15 protein-coding genes are annotated in these 14,038 nt (G+C 71.2%); 7 read left to right on the plus strand and 8 right to left on the minus strand.

Annotated elements, in window-relative coordinates; translation table 11 throughout:
* Both ACZ5LB_RS13215 and tmk read right to left on the minus strand, forming a co-directional pair.
* Window positions 1–1,002 carry a hypothetical protein gene (locus ACZ5LB_RS13215; protein ID WP_464602694.1) on the minus strand — a complete coding sequence of 334 codons (1,002 nt, stop codon included), beginning with the start codon at window positions 1,000–1,002 and terminating at the stop codon, window positions 1–3.
* A 2-nt stretch (window positions 1,003–1,004) separates the two neighbouring features.
* Window positions 1,005–1,664, minus strand: a complete 660-nt coding sequence (tmk, locus tag ACZ5LB_RS13220) for a dTMP kinase (RefSeq protein WP_464602695.1) — start codon at window positions 1,662–1,664, stop codon at window positions 1,005–1,007.
* A 150-nt stretch (window positions 1,665–1,814) separates the two neighbouring features.
* Here tmk and ACZ5LB_RS13225 point away from each other — a divergent pair, with 150 nt between their 5' ends.
* Window positions 1,815–2,810 carry a zinc ribbon domain-containing protein gene (locus ACZ5LB_RS13225; RefSeq protein WP_464602696.1) on the plus strand — a complete coding sequence of 332 codons (996 nt, stop codon included), beginning with the start codon at window positions 1,815–1,817 and terminating at the stop codon, window positions 2,808–2,810.
* A gap of 15 nt (window positions 2,811–2,825) precedes the next feature.
* Window positions 2,826–3,290, plus strand: a complete 465-nt coding sequence (locus tag ACZ5LB_RS13230) for a hypothetical protein (RefSeq protein WP_464602697.1) — start codon at window positions 2,826–2,828, stop codon at window positions 3,288–3,290.
* Between the two features lie 7 nt (window positions 3,291–3,297).
* On the opposite strand, the gene rfaE1 is transcribed toward ACZ5LB_RS13230, so the two are convergent.
* Genes rfaE1 through ACZ5LB_RS13245 form a run of 3 tightly spaced genes read right to left on the minus strand, consistent with a single transcriptional unit; the run spans window position 3,298 to window position 6,215 of the window.
* Window positions 3,298–4,302, minus strand: a complete 1,005-nt coding sequence (rfaE1, locus tag ACZ5LB_RS13235; RefSeq protein WP_464602698.1) for a D-glycero-beta-D-manno-heptose-7-phosphate kinase — start codon at window positions 4,300–4,302, stop codon at window positions 3,298–3,300.
* Window positions 4,299–4,481 (minus strand): Trm112 family protein, encoded by a 183-nt coding sequence (locus ACZ5LB_RS13240; RefSeq protein WP_464602699.1) that lies wholly within the window; start codon window positions 4,479–4,481, stop codon window positions 4,299–4,301. Before ACZ5LB_RS13240 ends, rfaE1 begins: the two co-directional genes overlap by 4 nt.
* A 9-nt stretch (window positions 4,482–4,490) precedes the next feature.
* On the minus strand, window positions 4,491–6,215 hold the full coding sequence (locus ACZ5LB_RS13245) for an electron transfer flavoprotein-ubiquinone oxidoreductase (RefSeq protein WP_464602700.1): 1,725 nt from the start codon (window positions 6,213–6,215) through the stop codon (window positions 4,491–4,493).
* 55 nt (window positions 6,216–6,270) lie between these two features.
* On the opposite strand from ACZ5LB_RS13245, the gene ACZ5LB_RS13250 reads away from it, so the two are divergent.
* Both ACZ5LB_RS13250 and lepB read left to right on the plus strand, forming a co-directional pair.
* Window positions 6,271–6,642 (plus strand): 6-pyruvoyl trahydropterin synthase family protein, encoded by a 372-nt coding sequence (locus tag ACZ5LB_RS13250; RefSeq protein ID WP_464602701.1) that lies wholly within the window; start codon window positions 6,271–6,273, stop codon window positions 6,640–6,642.
* The gene (gene lepB / locus ACZ5LB_RS13255; RefSeq protein WP_464602702.1) at window positions 6,639–7,076 is read left to right on the plus strand and encodes a signal peptidase I; all 438 of its coding nucleotides are present in this window, start codon (window positions 6,639–6,641) and stop codon (window positions 7,074–7,076) included. Before ACZ5LB_RS13250 ends, lepB begins: the two co-directional genes overlap by 4 nt.
* On the opposite strand, the gene ACZ5LB_RS13260 is transcribed toward lepB, so the two are convergent.
* Window positions 7,073–8,395, minus strand: a complete 1,323-nt coding sequence (locus ACZ5LB_RS13260; protein ID WP_464602703.1) for a glycosyltransferase — start codon at window positions 8,393–8,395, stop codon at window positions 7,073–7,075. The genes lepB and ACZ5LB_RS13260 overlap by 4 nt on opposite strands.
* 55 nt (window positions 8,396–8,450) lie before the next feature.
* Between ACZ5LB_RS13260 and murA the strand changes: the two genes are divergently transcribed.
* From murA to ACZ5LB_RS13275, 3 genes are all read left to right on the plus strand, one after another.
* Window positions 8,451–9,761: a UDP-N-acetylglucosamine 1-carboxyvinyltransferase gene (murA, locus tag ACZ5LB_RS13265; RefSeq protein ID WP_464602704.1), complete on the plus strand. Its 1,311-nt coding sequence runs from the start codon at window positions 8,451–8,453 to the stop codon at window positions 9,759–9,761.
* A 65-nt stretch (window positions 9,762–9,826) separates the two neighbouring features.
* Window positions 9,827–10,777, plus strand: a complete 951-nt coding sequence (locus ACZ5LB_RS13270; protein WP_306597922.1) for a ribose-phosphate diphosphokinase — start codon at window positions 9,827–9,829, stop codon at window positions 10,775–10,777.
* Between the two features lie 4 nt (window positions 10,778–10,781).
* Window positions 10,782–11,342 carry a hypothetical protein gene (locus ACZ5LB_RS13275; protein ID WP_464602705.1) on the plus strand — a complete coding sequence of 187 codons (561 nt, stop codon included), beginning with the start codon at window positions 10,782–10,784 and terminating at the stop codon, window positions 11,340–11,342.
* Between the two features lie 291 nt (window positions 11,343–11,633).
* Here the strand turns inward: ACZ5LB_RS13275 and ACZ5LB_RS13280 are convergent, their stop codons facing one another.
* A complete protein-coding gene (locus ACZ5LB_RS13280) occupies window positions 11,634–13,064 on the minus strand; it encodes a protein kinase domain-containing protein (protein ID WP_464602706.1) in 1,431 nt (476 codons plus the stop codon).
* Window positions 13,061–14,032 (minus strand): diguanylate cyclase, encoded by a 972-nt coding sequence (locus ACZ5LB_RS13285; protein WP_464602707.1) that lies wholly within the window; start codon window positions 14,030–14,032, stop codon window positions 13,061–13,063. The genes ACZ5LB_RS13280 and ACZ5LB_RS13285 overlap by 4 nt, the downstream gene beginning before the upstream one ends.
* Between the last annotated feature and the right edge of the window lie 6 nt (window positions 14,033–14,038).

The following is a 14,038-nucleotide window of genomic DNA, read 5'->3' on the forward strand; positions in this document are numbered from 1 at the left end:
TCAGCCGCGGGCCATCGCCACTTCGCGCAGGAGCGACTCGGCCGAGGGGTTCCGGGCCAGGTTGCGCATGGCCTCGAAGGCCCGTGCCTGGGCAGGCTCGAGGACCATGGGGGACTCGGCCAGCTTCGCCAGGCCCGCGGCCCAGGGCGCCAGGCGCAGGGGGCGGCCCTCCCGCAGGCGCCCCACGTCGGCCAGCACCACCAGCAGGAGCTCCAGGCACTGGCTGACCTGCTCGTTCTGGGAGGCGTCCGAGGTCTTGTCCGGAGCCAGCGCGGCGCCGGCGGCGCTGAAGGCGGCGCCCCCGACCACGGCGATCCAGGCGTCCACCTGGTCCGAGGCGCGCTGGAAGGCCGCCTCGTCGAGGTAGCGCAGGGTGCCCCCGGCCAGGGCCGTCCAGCGCGTGCGGTGCCCCTCGTCCCAACCCGCCCGGCGCGCCACGGCCCAGGCGTCCTCGGCCGACAGGGGCAGGAAGGGGATGCGCTCGCACCGGCTGCGGATGGTCTGGAGCATGGCCTCGGGGCGATGGGTCACGAGGAGGAAGCAGGTGCCGGCGGGGGGTTCCTCCAGCGTCTTGAGGAGCATGTTGGCCGAGGCGCCGTTGAGCCGGTGGGCGTCCTCCACCAGGATCCACCGGTGGCAGCCTGGGGGGGGCGCCCGGTGAGCCCAGTTGATGACGCCCCCTTCCACCAGGTCGTCCTCGCGGATCGTGCCGATGCGGATGAGGCCGGCCTTCCCCTCCGGGGCGATGCGCAGGAGGTTGGGGAGCTCCACGGGAAGGTCGCCCTGGTCGCCGGAGCCCCGGAACATCCGGCACCCCTCGCACTCCCCGCAGGCCGTGCGGCGAAAGCATAGCTCCCGCTGGGCCAACTCCAGGGCCACGCGGCGCTTGCCCACCCCGTCGGGCCCGGCGAACAGCAGCGAGCCGCCCATCCGCTCCTCCCGCACGCGGGTCAGCAGCTTTTCGCGGATGGCCCGGTGGCCCAGGATCAGCGGGTCGAACACGACTACACCGTCAGGCCGGTGGTGCGCAGGAGGGGCGCCAGGCTCCTCCAGATGGCCTCCTCCACCACCTCCGGGGCGTCCTGGGCGGGCACCACCATCACCCGCTGGGGCTCCTTGTGGGCGATGGCCAGGAAGCGGGAGCGCACGCGCCGGTGGAACTCCAGGTGCTCCTGGTCGAAGCGGGTCTCCCGGAAGCCGCTGGCGGCCGCGTTGCGCGCCTCCACCCGGGCCAGGGAGACGACGGGGTCCATGTCCAGGAGAATGGTGAGGTTAGGCTTCAGGCGCCCCAGCACCACCTCGCCGATGCGCTCGACCACGGAATCGCCGATGCCCTGGGCCCCCTGGTAGGCCCGGGTGGAGTCGTCGAAGCGGTCCAGCAGGACCACGTGCCCCTGCTCCAGGGCCGGCAGGACGAACTGGGCCAGGTGCTGGGCGCGGTCCGCGTAGAACAGCAGGAGCTCGGCCTTGGGACACCAGCTCTCCCCGGAGGCGTGGGGTTCCAGCAGCAGCTGCCGCAGCTCGCGGCACAGGGGCGTTCCCCCCGGCTCCTTGGACACGTCCACCGTCAGTCCGCAATCCGAAAGCCTCGAAGCCAGCTTGCGGAGCTGGGTGGACTTGCCCGACCCCTCGATGCCTTCCATGGTGATGAACAGCCCTGCCACGCAACCTCCCAGCGCCTCACGGCACCTTTCGAGGATACCCGCTCGCGGGCCCGGAGGACGAATCGGCGCCCCGGCGGACGCCATCGAAGCTGCACAATCTCCGGAAATGGGCATATCCTTTAAAAAATTGTTTCCACCCCGGAGATGACCGTGACAGAAACCATTCGGTGTCCAGGCTGCTCCACCCGCTACACGCTCACCCCCGGACGGGTCCACGCCGGGCTTCGCCGCGCCAAGTGCTTCCGGTGCGAGACGGTGTTCGACATCGCGGACGTGGTGGGCAGGCTCCTTCCGGCCCCCGCCGTCGAGGCCCCCGCGAACGCGGCCCCCGAGCCCTCCCCCTTCGCCGCCTTCGACGCGCCGCCGCCCCCCTCCCTGACCCTGGGGGACCTGGAGGGCGCCGACGAGGAGATCATGGAGAAGACCCTCGTCATCAACCCGCCCCCCGGCGAGCCCGAGGTCGCCGCGGAGCCCGAGGTCGCCGCCGAGCCCGATATGGCCGATGGCGACCCCACCGCCTCCGGAGGCTTCTCCTCCGCCCGGGACGCCATCTCGAAGCTCATGGGCGAGAACGCCCCCGCGGCCCACGCGTCCACCAGCGAGCGCCGCTTCCTGGGGTCCCGCAGCTCCATGGACGTGGAAGCCACGCTCAACGCCCTCGACGCCACCCTGGGCGGGAACCCGCCCGCGCCCGCCGTGGAGGCCACCGCCTCCACCATGAAGCTCACGGCCCAGGAGATCCAGGCGGCCATGGCCTCCGTGGGCGCCCGGACCTCCCCGCCGCCCCCGCCCCTGCCGCCGCCGCCCCCCCGGGCCGAGCTGCCGCCCCCGCCCCGGCCCATGGAGCCCCCCGCCTCCCCGGGCGCGGACCTCCTGAAGATCCAGATGGAACAGGAGACCCTGAACAACGTCACCATCGACCAGGTCTCCGCCTGGATCGAGCAGGGCCGCGTGCACGAGTACCACATGGTCGCCCGCCAATTCAGCGAGAACTGGATCGAGGCGGTGAAGGTTCCCGCCCTGCGCCCCGTCTTCGACCGCAGGCGCCGGGACGGCGCCCCCTCCTCCGCCGAGGCCCCCCTGCCCGCCCCCGAAATGGCCCCCGCCAAGAAGAGCCTTTTCGGCGGCCTCTTCGGACGAAACTGAACCAAAGGAAGTCCCATGCTCTCCCTGCTTCTGCCGGCCCTCCTCGCCCTCTCCCCCCAGGAACCCGCCCCCGTGGCCCCGCCGCCGGCCGCGGCCCAGCCCCTGGGCTTCGCCAGCTTCCGGCTCCCCTTCACCTGGAACGCCCTGATCCCCATCCAGGGCGTCGAACTGGACGGCCTGAAGGTCACCTCCATCTATTTCAACAAGCGCGAGACCACCGTTTGGCCCCTGCGCGGCGCCGACTTCGGCACCCGCGCCAAGGTGGAAGTGACCAACACTTCCTCCAAGAACCGGACCCCGGGCTTCTCCGTGGCCGTCTTCGACGCCGAGGACCGCCTTCTGGGCGTGGCCTCCGGCGGCACCAAGATCGGCAGCGTGGGCGCCGGCACCACCGAGACCTTCGACCTGAACTTCCGCCAGGTGCTGGAGCGGCTCCCCAAGGGGGACCACTTCTACCTGAGCATCGAGCTGAGGGACTAGGCTTGGCTTAGATCGCTTCCTGGTCCTGGTAGTGCCGCAGGATCTCCTCCGGCGTGGCCGTGGCGGTGCCCATCTTGCCCACCACCACGCCGGCGGCGGCGTTGGCCAGCATCGCGGCCTGCTTCCAGTCCGCGCCCGAGGCGATGGAGGCGGCGAACACGGCGATGACCGTGTCGCCCGCGCCGCTGACGTCGAACACCTCCCGGGCCTCGGTGGGGATGAGCCAGGGTTCCCGGTGCAGGGCCTCGGGCGTGAACAGAGCCATGCCCTTCTCGCTGCGGGTGACCAGGAGCCCCTTGAGGTCCAGGGCCTCCACCATGGCTAGGCCCGCGGACGCCACGTCGGCGTCGGTCCTGGCGGCCATGTGGCTGAGCTCGGTGAGTTCCTTGGTGTTGGGCGTCATGAGCGTGGCGCCCCGGTACAGGGGGGCGTGGGCGGGCTTGGGGTCCACGATCCAGGGGATGGACAGCTCCGCGCAGAGGAGGCGCACCCGGTCCATGACCGGGCCGTTCACGGCGCCCTTGGCGTAGTCGGAGATGATGAGCGCGCCCACGTCCACGAGGGCGGCCTCCAGGCTCCGGCACAGGCCTTCCACGGCCGCGGGCGTGAAGGGATCCGTCTCCTCCCGGTCGATGCGGAGCATCTGCTGCTGTTGGCCGATGACCCGGGTCTTGATGATGGTGGGCCGGGAAGGGTCCACCACGAGCCGGTCCTGGGCGACGCCCAGGCCTTCCAGGAGGCCCCGCAGGCGCCGGCCCGCGGCGTCGTCCTGCAGGGTGCCCACCAGGACGGGATCCGCGCCCACGGCCTTGAGGTTGGCCGCAACGTTGGCCGCCCCGCCCAGCACCGCCCGCTCCCGGGAGACCCGCACGATGGGCACGGGCGCCTCGGGGGAAATGCGGCTCACCTCCCCGAAAAGGTACTCGTCCAGCATCACGTCGCCCAGCACGGCCACCTTCCGGCCCTGGATCAGCCCCAGGAGGGCCCCGGCCTGTTCACGGTCGAGCCTCATCGGACCTCCTTGGCCGCCTTGTCCTGCAGCATGACGGGAATGCCGTCCTCCACGGGGTAGACCCGCCCGCAGCGTGCGCAGGCGAGCCCAACGGGGGTCTCGGCCAGGTCGCCGTGGCAGGGCGTGTCGCCGTCCACGGCGGGGCAGCACAGGATTTCCAGCAGTCTCGGATCAAGCATGGGGGTCTCTCAGCAGAGGGTGTACTTGGGACCGCCGCCCCCTTCGGGAGGCGTCCACACGACGTTCCCCTCCGGACACTTGATGTCGCAAGTCTTGCAATGGACACAATTGGAGAATGCGATATCCACCCGGGCGACCCGCCCCTGGGCGTCGGGATGCATCTCGTACACCTGGGCGGGGCAGAACACCGTGCAGGGGCTGCCCTTGGACGCGTAGCAGGCGACGCAGACCTGGTCGCCCTTGACGATCTTGAGGTGGCCGGGCTGGTGCTCGTCGTGCATGGTGCCCGAGGCGTACACGTCGTCCAGTTTGGAGAAGGTGAGCGCGCCGTCCATCTTCACGCCCCAGTCCAGGTCGTCGCGCCTGAGGCCCTCCCGGCCGTAGTAGGCCTCGGTGGTGGCGGTGGCGTCGGCGTCCGCGCCCAGGCGCAGGGGGTCCCCCGGCACCCAGCCGCCCGTGACCTGGCTGAGGGCCAGGTTGACCAGCGCCCCGGGGGTGGGCCCGTGCTGGAGGATGGCGTGGAAGTTCCGGGCGCGGTAGAGCTCCGTGCCCGCCCAGGAGGCCAGGTAGGCCCGGCTGTAGCGCATGAGGGAGGCCTCGCCGAAGTCCCCTTCGGCCAGAGCGTCCGCGATGGTCTCGGCCGCGCACATCCCGCCCTTCATGGCCAGGTGGATGCCCTTGAGGCGGCCCGCGTTGACCATCTGGGCCGCGTCCCCGGCCAGCATCCCGCCGGCGAAGGCCAGGCGCGGCATGGAGTTCCATCCGCCGATGGCCAGGGCCTTGCCCCCGTACTGCACGAGCTTTCCGCCCTCCAGCATCGCCTTGATGCGGGGGTGGGTCTTGAACTTCTGGAGCATCAGGTGGGCGTCGGCGAAGGGATCCCGGGTGTCCAGGGAAACCACGTAGCCCACCGCCAGCCGGTCCCCGGCCATCTTGTAGACGAAGGAGCCCCCGGATTCGCCGTCGGCCTGGGGCCAGCCCGCGGAGTGCAGCACGAAGCCTTCGGGAACCCGGCCCGCGGGCAGCTCCCAGATCTCCTTGGCCCCGGTCTCGTACACCTGGGGGTTGACGGCCTGGGCCTGGAGCCCCAGCGCCTCGTCCAGTTCCCGCATGAGATGGCCCCGGGGGCCCTCTCCGAAGACGGTCACCTTGGCCCGCAGGTTGTTGCCGGGCTCGAAGGTGGAACGGGGGGAGCCGTCGGCGTTGACGCCCTGGTCCGCGGTCTGGACCCCCGCGACCCGGCCGTCCTCCCACAGCACCTTGACGCCCGCGAAGCCCGGCAGGAGCATCACGTCCACGCCGGGCACCTCGCGCTTCTCGATCTCGGCCGCCATCCAGCGCACCATCCGGCTCAGGGAGACGATGGGAAAGCCGTGGTTGGCCAGGAAGGGCGGCGGGAAGGGCGCCTTGAGGCCCCCGCGCTCCGTGAAGTACCAGACCTCCTCGGAGGCCACCTGCCCCTCGGAGGGGAAGCCCCGCTCCGCCCAGTCCGGGCAGAGCTCATCCAGGGCCGCGGGATCCAGGACCGCCCCGGAAAAGGCGTGGTCCCCGATCTCCTCCCCCTTCTCGATGAGGCCGATGGTGAGCCCCGTGAGCTTGCGGGCCTCCACCAGGTCGAGCAGGCGCCAGAGACCCGCCAGGTTGGCGGGGCCGGCCCCCACGAACAGGACGTCGAATTCCAGGTCCTCCCGCTCCACGCCGGGACGGGCAAGCTGGGTCGAGAAATCAGGCATGGCCACTCCAAGAGAACCGGCACAGTTTACCGCGGGCGGTGGCAGAATCTTAGGAATGGATGCGCCCCGCCCCGCCCCGCCCACTGTCCTGCGCTTCGAGGCCGCCGTGGAGCGCCCCCTCTCGGTGGTGTACCGCGGGGCGGACGGCACCTGGCAGGGCCACGACTACCGCGTGGAAGTGATCGCCGCGCGCCAGGGCCTGGACGGCTTCGACGTGGTGGTGGACTTCCGCGACCTGGAGGCCGCCCTGGACGCCCTGCTGGAGCCCCTGCGGGGACACCTTCTGGGCGAACTGGGCCTTCAGGGGCCCATGGACCTGGTCCGCTTGCTGGCCACCGAACTGGCCCTGAAGGTTCCGCCTCCCGCCCGTCTCGCCGAGGTCGCCCTCACCGACGGCCAGGGCCGCCGGCTGGCCTACCGCCCGTGATCTCCCCGCGGCTCCTCGCGGCCGCCCTGGCCCTGGGCCTGGCCCCCCTGGCCGTGGTGCACCCCGTGCGCATCGCCGGCAGGAGCATGGAACCCGGGCTGAAGGACGGCCAGATGCGGCTGGCCCTGCGCGCCTGGTGCGCCGGCGGACCCGCCGTGGGCGAGGTGTGGCTCGCCAAGGGCCCCTCCGGCACGGTCGTCAAGCGCCTCGTGGCCGGCCCCGGCGCCCGGGTGGAAATCCGCGACGGGGAACTCTGGGTGGACGGCAAGTACATCCGGGAACCCTACGTGGCCGTCACGGAACGGGCCTCCGGGGGCCCCTGGGAGACGGGCCCGGGCTGGTTCCTCCTGGGCGACAACCGCCAGGAGAGCCAGGACAGCCGCGCCTGGGGGACCCTGCCGGCGGCGCGCCTCGAGGCGCGGATTCTCGACTAGTCGCCCGGCGTGCCTCGCCCGCACCGGTCCGCCAGGGCCAGCAGTTCCTCGTCCCCGGGGAAGGCGGCCAGTCCCAGGTCCAGGATCCCGGCGGCGCTCTCCGTCTCCTGGGCGTCCAGGAGGGCGTGGATGACGATCTGGTGCCAGAGGGTCCTGCCGCCGTCGGGCACGGCCCGCAGGGCATCCAGGGCGTCGGAGGCCACCCGGGGATCCCGGTAGCGCGCCGACAGGCCCACCAGGGCCTCCCACAGCAGGGTGTCCCGGGGGTTCTGGTCCAGTCCGGCCTCGAGCACGCTGCGGGCGCTCTCCAGGTCCTGGGCCTCCTCCAGCAGGGAGGCCAGCTTCAGGAAGGGCAGCGTGTAGCCGGGGTCGGCCTCCAGGGCCTTCAGGTAGTCGTCCTTGGCCTCGTTGATGCGGCCCAGCTTCCACAGGGACTCGGCCCGGGCGCCCAGGGCCGCGGCATGGCCGGGCTGCTGGCGCAGGATGTTGCCGAACCACAGCAAGGATTCCTCGTACCGCTCCAGGCCCTGCAGGGCGAGCCCGCCCCCCAGCCACACCAGCATGGGCGCCCGGGGGGCCGTGGCCCGGAAGCGCTCCGCGGCCCGGCGCACGTCCTCCCAGGCTTCCACCAGCAGGCCCTCCTGAACCACGTTGTACTGGAGCTGCAGGTCCCGGGGCCGGACCTCGGCCTCGGCCCGGGCCAGACGGAAGTACTCGCCCTGCTTGTCCCGGTCCCGCGCCATGTCCAGCTTGCCGAAGTGGTGGATGGGCACGGCCAGCTCCGGGGCGGGCAGGCCCTTCTCCTCGAAGTAGAGCTCGGCGATCTCGTGCACCCGGCCCCGGTACACGTCGTCCCGGCGCCGGCGGAAGAGGCGGATGGTCTTCTGGAGGTAGTAGTGGCTGCACTGGGACCCTTCCCCCGAGGTCCCCTCGTTGCGCCGGGCCGGGCCGTCCATGCCCACGAAGGCGCCGCTGCGCAGGTAGTTCCGGATGGGCAGGGTGTAGGCCTGGGCGTGGGGGTCCTCCAGGGCGGCCCGCAGGGCGGCATGGTCCGCGGGGTCGATGGCCTCGTCCGCGTCCAGCACCAGGATCCAGTCCCCGGTGCAGCTCCGGATGCAGGCGTTGCGCGCGGCGGCGAAGTCGTCCACCCACGTGAAGGCCTCCACCCGGGCCCCGAAGGACCGGGCCAGGTCCGGGGTGCCGTCCGTGGACCCGGTGTCCAGCACCACCAGCTCGTCCCAGAGGCCCCGGATGGACCCGAGGCAGTGCCCCAGGCAACCGGCTTCGTTCTTGACGATCATGGCGGCTGAAAGGCGCAACGTTCGCTCCCGGGGACACCTCAGTCTATGCTGGAAGGTCGAGATTGGAGTGTCGATGGACAGGCTGGTTATCCAAGGTGGCGTCCCCCTCCAGGGGCGCGTGGCCGTTTCCGGGGCGAAGAACGCCGCCCTCCCCTGCATCGCCGCCGCCCTCCTGGGCGGGGATCAGGTCACCCTGCGCCACCTGCCGGCCGTCTCGGACATCCGCACCATGCTGCGCGTGCTCCAGGCCCTGGGCTGCGCCACCGAGATCACGAAGGACGAGGAGGGCTTCGAGCTCACCGCCGCCGTGGACGCCTCCGGCGTGGCCGCGGGCGGTCTCCAAGCCCCCTACGACCTGGTCAAGACCATGCGGGCCTCCATCCTGGTGCTGGGGCCGCTGCTCGCGCGGTACGGGAAGGCCTCGGTGTCCCTGCCCGGGGGCTGCGCCATCGGCGCCCGCCCCGTGAACCTCCACCTGGAGGCCCTGGAGCGCATGGGCGCCGTCATCGAGATCCACAAGGGCTACGTGGAGGCCCACGTGCCCGCCGGCCGCCTCAAGGCCATCGACCACACCTTCGAGAAGGTGAGCGTCGGCGCCACCGAGAACATCCTCATGGCGGCGTGCCTGGCCAGCGGCACCACCGTGCTGCGCAACGCGGCCATGGAGCCCGAGATCAGCGACCTGGCCAACATGCTCGTGGCCATGGGCGCGCCCATCGAGGGCATCGGCACCTCCACCCTCACGATCCGGGGGAAGGACGGCCTGGGCGGTTGCGACCACGGCATCATCCCCGACCGCATCGAGGCCGGCACCTTCCTCTGCGCGGTGGCCGCGGCGGGGGGCGACGTGCTGCTGGAGCGGGTGGAGCCGGACCACCTCCGGACCATCATCGACTTGCTGGAGCGCTGCGGCTGCGTGTTCACCGAGCGCGAGGGCCAGACCGGCCTGAACCTGCGAATCCAGCGCGAGGCCGGGCAGAAGCTCCACGCCAAGGACGTCACCACCACCCCCTATCCCGGCTTCCCCACGGACCTCCAGGCCCAGGTCATGGCCGTCATGACCCAGGCCACCGGCATTTCCGTGATCCGGGAGACCATCTTCGAGAACCGCTTCCAGCACGCCATGGAACTCGAGCGTCTGGGCGCCAACCTGCGCATCGACGGCGGCACGGCCATCGTGGCCGGCCCCAGCGCCCTGACCGGCTGCACCGTCATGGCCACCGACCTCCGGGCCTCCGCCACCCTGGTCATCGCGGGCCTGGTGGCCCGGGGCGAGACCACCGTCGACCGCATCTACCATCTGGACCGGGGCTATTCGGGCCTGGAAAGGAAGCTGAAGGGCCTGGGCGCGCGCATCGAACGCGTCGGAGGCGGGACCGTCTAGAATTTCGATCTCCATTCGCCTGTCGAGGCGGGGTCCGGGTTGGTAAACTGGCCCCTGGGGGAATCATGTTCGGTGAGATGAAGGTCTTTTCGGGTTCGAGCCATCCAACCCTGGCCGCCGGCATCGCCGGCCACATCGGGATGCAGCTGGGAAAATCCCGCATCACCCGCTTCTCCAACGAGAACATCAAGGTCAAGATCGACGAGAACGTCCGGGAATCCGACGTCTTCGTCATCCAGACCAGCGCCCCTCCGGTGAGCGACAACCTGGTTGAAATGCTCATTATGATCGACGCCCTCAAGTTCGCGTCCGCAGCCCGCATCACGGCAGTCCTGCCCTACTACCCGTACGCCCGCAGCGACAAAAAGGATGAGGCTCGCATTTCCATCACCGCCCGTCTGGTGGCGGACCTCCTCCAGACCGCCGGGGCGGACCGGGTGCTGGCCATGACCCTGCACGCCCCCCAGATCCTGGGCTTCTTCCGCATCCCCGCCGACCAGCTCCTGGCAACGCCGGTCCTGGTGAACCACTTCCGGTCCTCCGACCTCTCCAATTCCGTGGTGGTGGCCACCGACGCCGGCGCCGGCAAGATCGCCGGCCACTTCGCCAAGCGCCTGGGCCTGCCCATGGCCATCATCGACAAGCGCCGCGTGGACGACAGCGAATCGGCCCGCTCCACCGCCCTCATCGGCGAAGTGGCGGACAAGGACTGCATCATCTTCGACGACGAGATCGCCACCGGCGGCTCCATCCGCGAGGCCGCCCGGATCCTGCGGGGCTTCGGCGTGCGCCGGGTGCGCGTGGGCGCCACCCACGCCGTCTTCTCCGGCACGGCCCTCACGCGCCTCAAGGAGGCCGAGCTGGACGAGCTGGTGGTCACCGACACCATCCCCATCCCGCCCGCCATCTCCGCGGAGATCCCCAACCTCAAGGTCCTCTCCACCGCCTCCATGTTCGGCGACGCCATCCTGCGCATCCACGGCGGCCGAAGCATCAGCGAGATGATGGAGGCCTAGCGCCTTGGACACCCTCAGGGCCCTCCTGATCCAGCGCGCCGCGCGCCTCCAGGAGTGGCCGGCGCTCACCGCGCCGGGCTGGGGGACCCTCGGGTACCCCGCCTTCCGCAACCGGGTGGAGGGCGTGGCCCTGGGCCTCATGGCGGGCGCCCCCGGGCCCGTGTTCAGCCGGAGCGCCGGCCCCTGGGACTGGGCCTGCGAAGTGGCCTGCGCCGCCTGCGGGCGCGTGTGGGATCCCGCCGGCGCCGTGGATCCCGCGATCCTGGGCGGCCCCCGCTTCAACAGCGACGAGGGGCGCCAGCCCTACCACGACTGCGACCCGGACCCCGGAGCCCCCTTCGCGGGGACCCTCACCCACGCCGAGCTCCTGGCGCGTCTGCGCCGCCTCAACGGACGCCTGGGATGGGACCACACCTCCGAGGTCACCCTGCCCCTGGCCGCCCTGCACACCGAGGAAGCCCGCGGCGCCCTCTGGAGCGCCCTGTACGCCGGCGCCCACGCCATCCTCCTGCCCGGACCCGCCAGGGACTGGGACCCGGCCGGGTTCCGGAACCTACTGGTCTAGCCCGGGTTCTGCAATCGAAGGCGCCACCCAGCGAAGATCCCTGGCATCAAATCTTGCCCTGTTGCCGGGACGAAGTGTTCAAGGCGATAGGTAAAATGCAAGAAATCATCTTTTTTTATCCCCGTCCATCCCCTTTATCCCCGGCAAATTCAAACATTTAATGCAACCGGGCCATTGCCGTGAAGCCGAACCCTAGCCCGCCGACCCACACCGGCCAAAAGAACGGGCCGGGGATGAACGCAGATGAACGGGGATAAAAAAGGGATAGGAGCCTTATTGCATCTTCCCCGGCTAAAGGCCCTCCCACGCCTTCTGCAACTGCCCTCCGGCCCGCTCCAGGGCCGCCCTCAACCCCGCCTTCACCTCGGCCTTCACCGCCGCCGGCAGAAGCCCCGCGGCCTCCAAAGCCTGCAGGCGCAACGGCGCGTTCAGCGCGCCCCAGTCCCGGGTCAAGGCCTCGGCCCAGGCTCCGTCCCCCAGGCGCGCCCTGGGTATCCAGCGCCAGGAGGCGCCCAGGCCCGGTTCGCGCAGGTGCGGCAGGACCAGATCCGGAAGCCCGGCCCGGTGCGCGATGAGGCTGGCGGCCTCGGCCCCCTCCCGCTGCGCGAATGGGTCCCCCAGCAGCGCCAGCAGGGCCGGGATGGCCTCCGGCGTGCCCACGGCGCCCAGGGCGGCGCACAGGGCGAACCGCATGGCCTCCGGCGCCCGGGCCAGCTCGGACAACAGGAAGGCCTCGTCCCCCGCGGTCACGGCGTTCTGGAGGCCTTCGGCCGCCGCGCGGCGGCTGCCCACGCCGCCGGTGCGCAGGCCGTCCAGGTAGGGCCCCAGACGCGCCTCGGAATCCTCGCCGGCGGTGCGCTCCACGCGGCTCACGGTCTCCTGCTCCACGTCCTCGATGCGGAACCCGGGCAGGGGCTGGTCGCCCCAGCCGGCGCTCTCGGCGCTTTCCAGCCAATCCGCCCATTCGGCGGCCAGGGCCTCCATGGAGGGGATGCGCCGGGCGGGGTCCGGGGCCAGGGCCTGCATGAGGATGCGGGCCATGCGGGGCGGGAAGCCCGTGCGCACCAGGGCGGGCGGGAGCTGCACCTGGCTGTAGGGCCGGCCCGTGGTGAACTCGTAGAGGATGGAGCCCAGGGCGTACACATCGCACCGCCCGTCCACGGTCCTGGGATCACCGTGCTGCTCGGGCGCCATGTAGCCCAGGGTCCCCACCACCATCTGGCTGCGGGTGACCCGGGTGCCCTCGCCGGCCTCCCACAGGCACACGCCGAAGTCCGTCACCTTGAGGTTGCCCACGGCGTCGAAGAGCAGGTTGGAAGGCTTGAGGTCCCGGTGGATGATCCCGGCCTCGTGGGCGGTGCGCAGGGCGCCGGCCACCGGCAGGAGCCGGCGCAGGATCCGCGCCGGAGCCTCGCCGTAGCAGCGCTTGATGTCCCCGCCGGGGAGCAGTTCCATGAGAATGAAGGGCGTGGATCCAGCCCGCCCGAAATCGAACACTTCCACCAGGTTGGGATGGGACAGGCGCCGGAGCACCTCCCCCTCCCGCAGGAAGCGCACCACCAGGTCGGAATCCGCGGCCGCCTCGGCCTTGAGGAACTTCACCGCCAGGGCCCGCTCGGGGCGGAAGGGATCCTCCGCCCGGTGCACCACGGCCATGCCGCCCTCGCCCAGGCGCTCCAGGACGCGGGCTCCGCCGGCGCGCTTGGGCAGCACCAGGTTCATGACCGCCCGTCGAATTCCACCCGGTTGCGGCCCTGGGACTTGGCGCGGTACAGCGCCACGTCGGCCCGGGCCAGGAGGGAGCCGGCGTCCGCGTCCTCCGGCCGGAACTGGGCGAGGCCGAAGCAGCAGGTGACGTGGAAGGACTGCCCCTCCAGGTGGCACGCCATGGATTCCTCGGCCAGGGCCTTGCGCAGCTCCTCGGCCACCGCCAGGGCCTCGCGGCCCTCGGTCTCGGGCAGTACGATGAGGAACTCCTCCCCGCCGATGCGTCCCACGTGGTCCGAGGCCCGGAGCCGGCCCATGGCCACCTGGCCGAAGCGCTTGAGGACCTGGTCCCCAACGGCGTGTCCGTGCTGGTCGTTCACGTCCTTGAAGTGGTCCAGGTCGCAGATGATCAGCGTCAGGGGGCGCCCGTGGCGCCGGGCCAGGTCGGTCTGCTTCTCCAGGAACCCCAGCACGGAGGCCCGGTTCGTCAGGCCCGTGAGGGAATCCACCGTAGTCTGCGCCAGCACCGCCTCGTGGTAGTGCTTCTCCATTTCATCCAGGTGCTTGAGCTTGAAGGCGTGGGCCCCCACGCGGATCACGTCGCCGTGCTGGAGGCTCACCGGCCCGTTGCGGGTGAGGATCTTCCGTCCGTTCACGAAGGTGCCATTGGTGGAGCCCAGGTCGGAAATGAGGACGATGGGCGCCTGGTCCTCCTGCCCCACCAGCTCGATGCGGGCGTGGTGGCGGCTAACCTCCACTTCGGGAAGCACCAGGTCGTTCTCGGGAGAGCGTCCCACGCTGAGGTTCACCGTGCGCAGGGGAAGCACCTCGCCGATGGGCACGCCCACGTAGCGGATGAGCGCCCACTCGCCCTGGGCCGGCGGCAACGTGTCGCCCAGGGGCGAAGCGAAGAGCGTCGGCGGATCGGATTCGGCGAAGTCCTCGTAGAGAGGTGGCTGTATGGGCATTGTATGGGCTGGCACGGGCGG

Source organism: Mesoterricola sp. MK458, assembly GCF_055384935.1.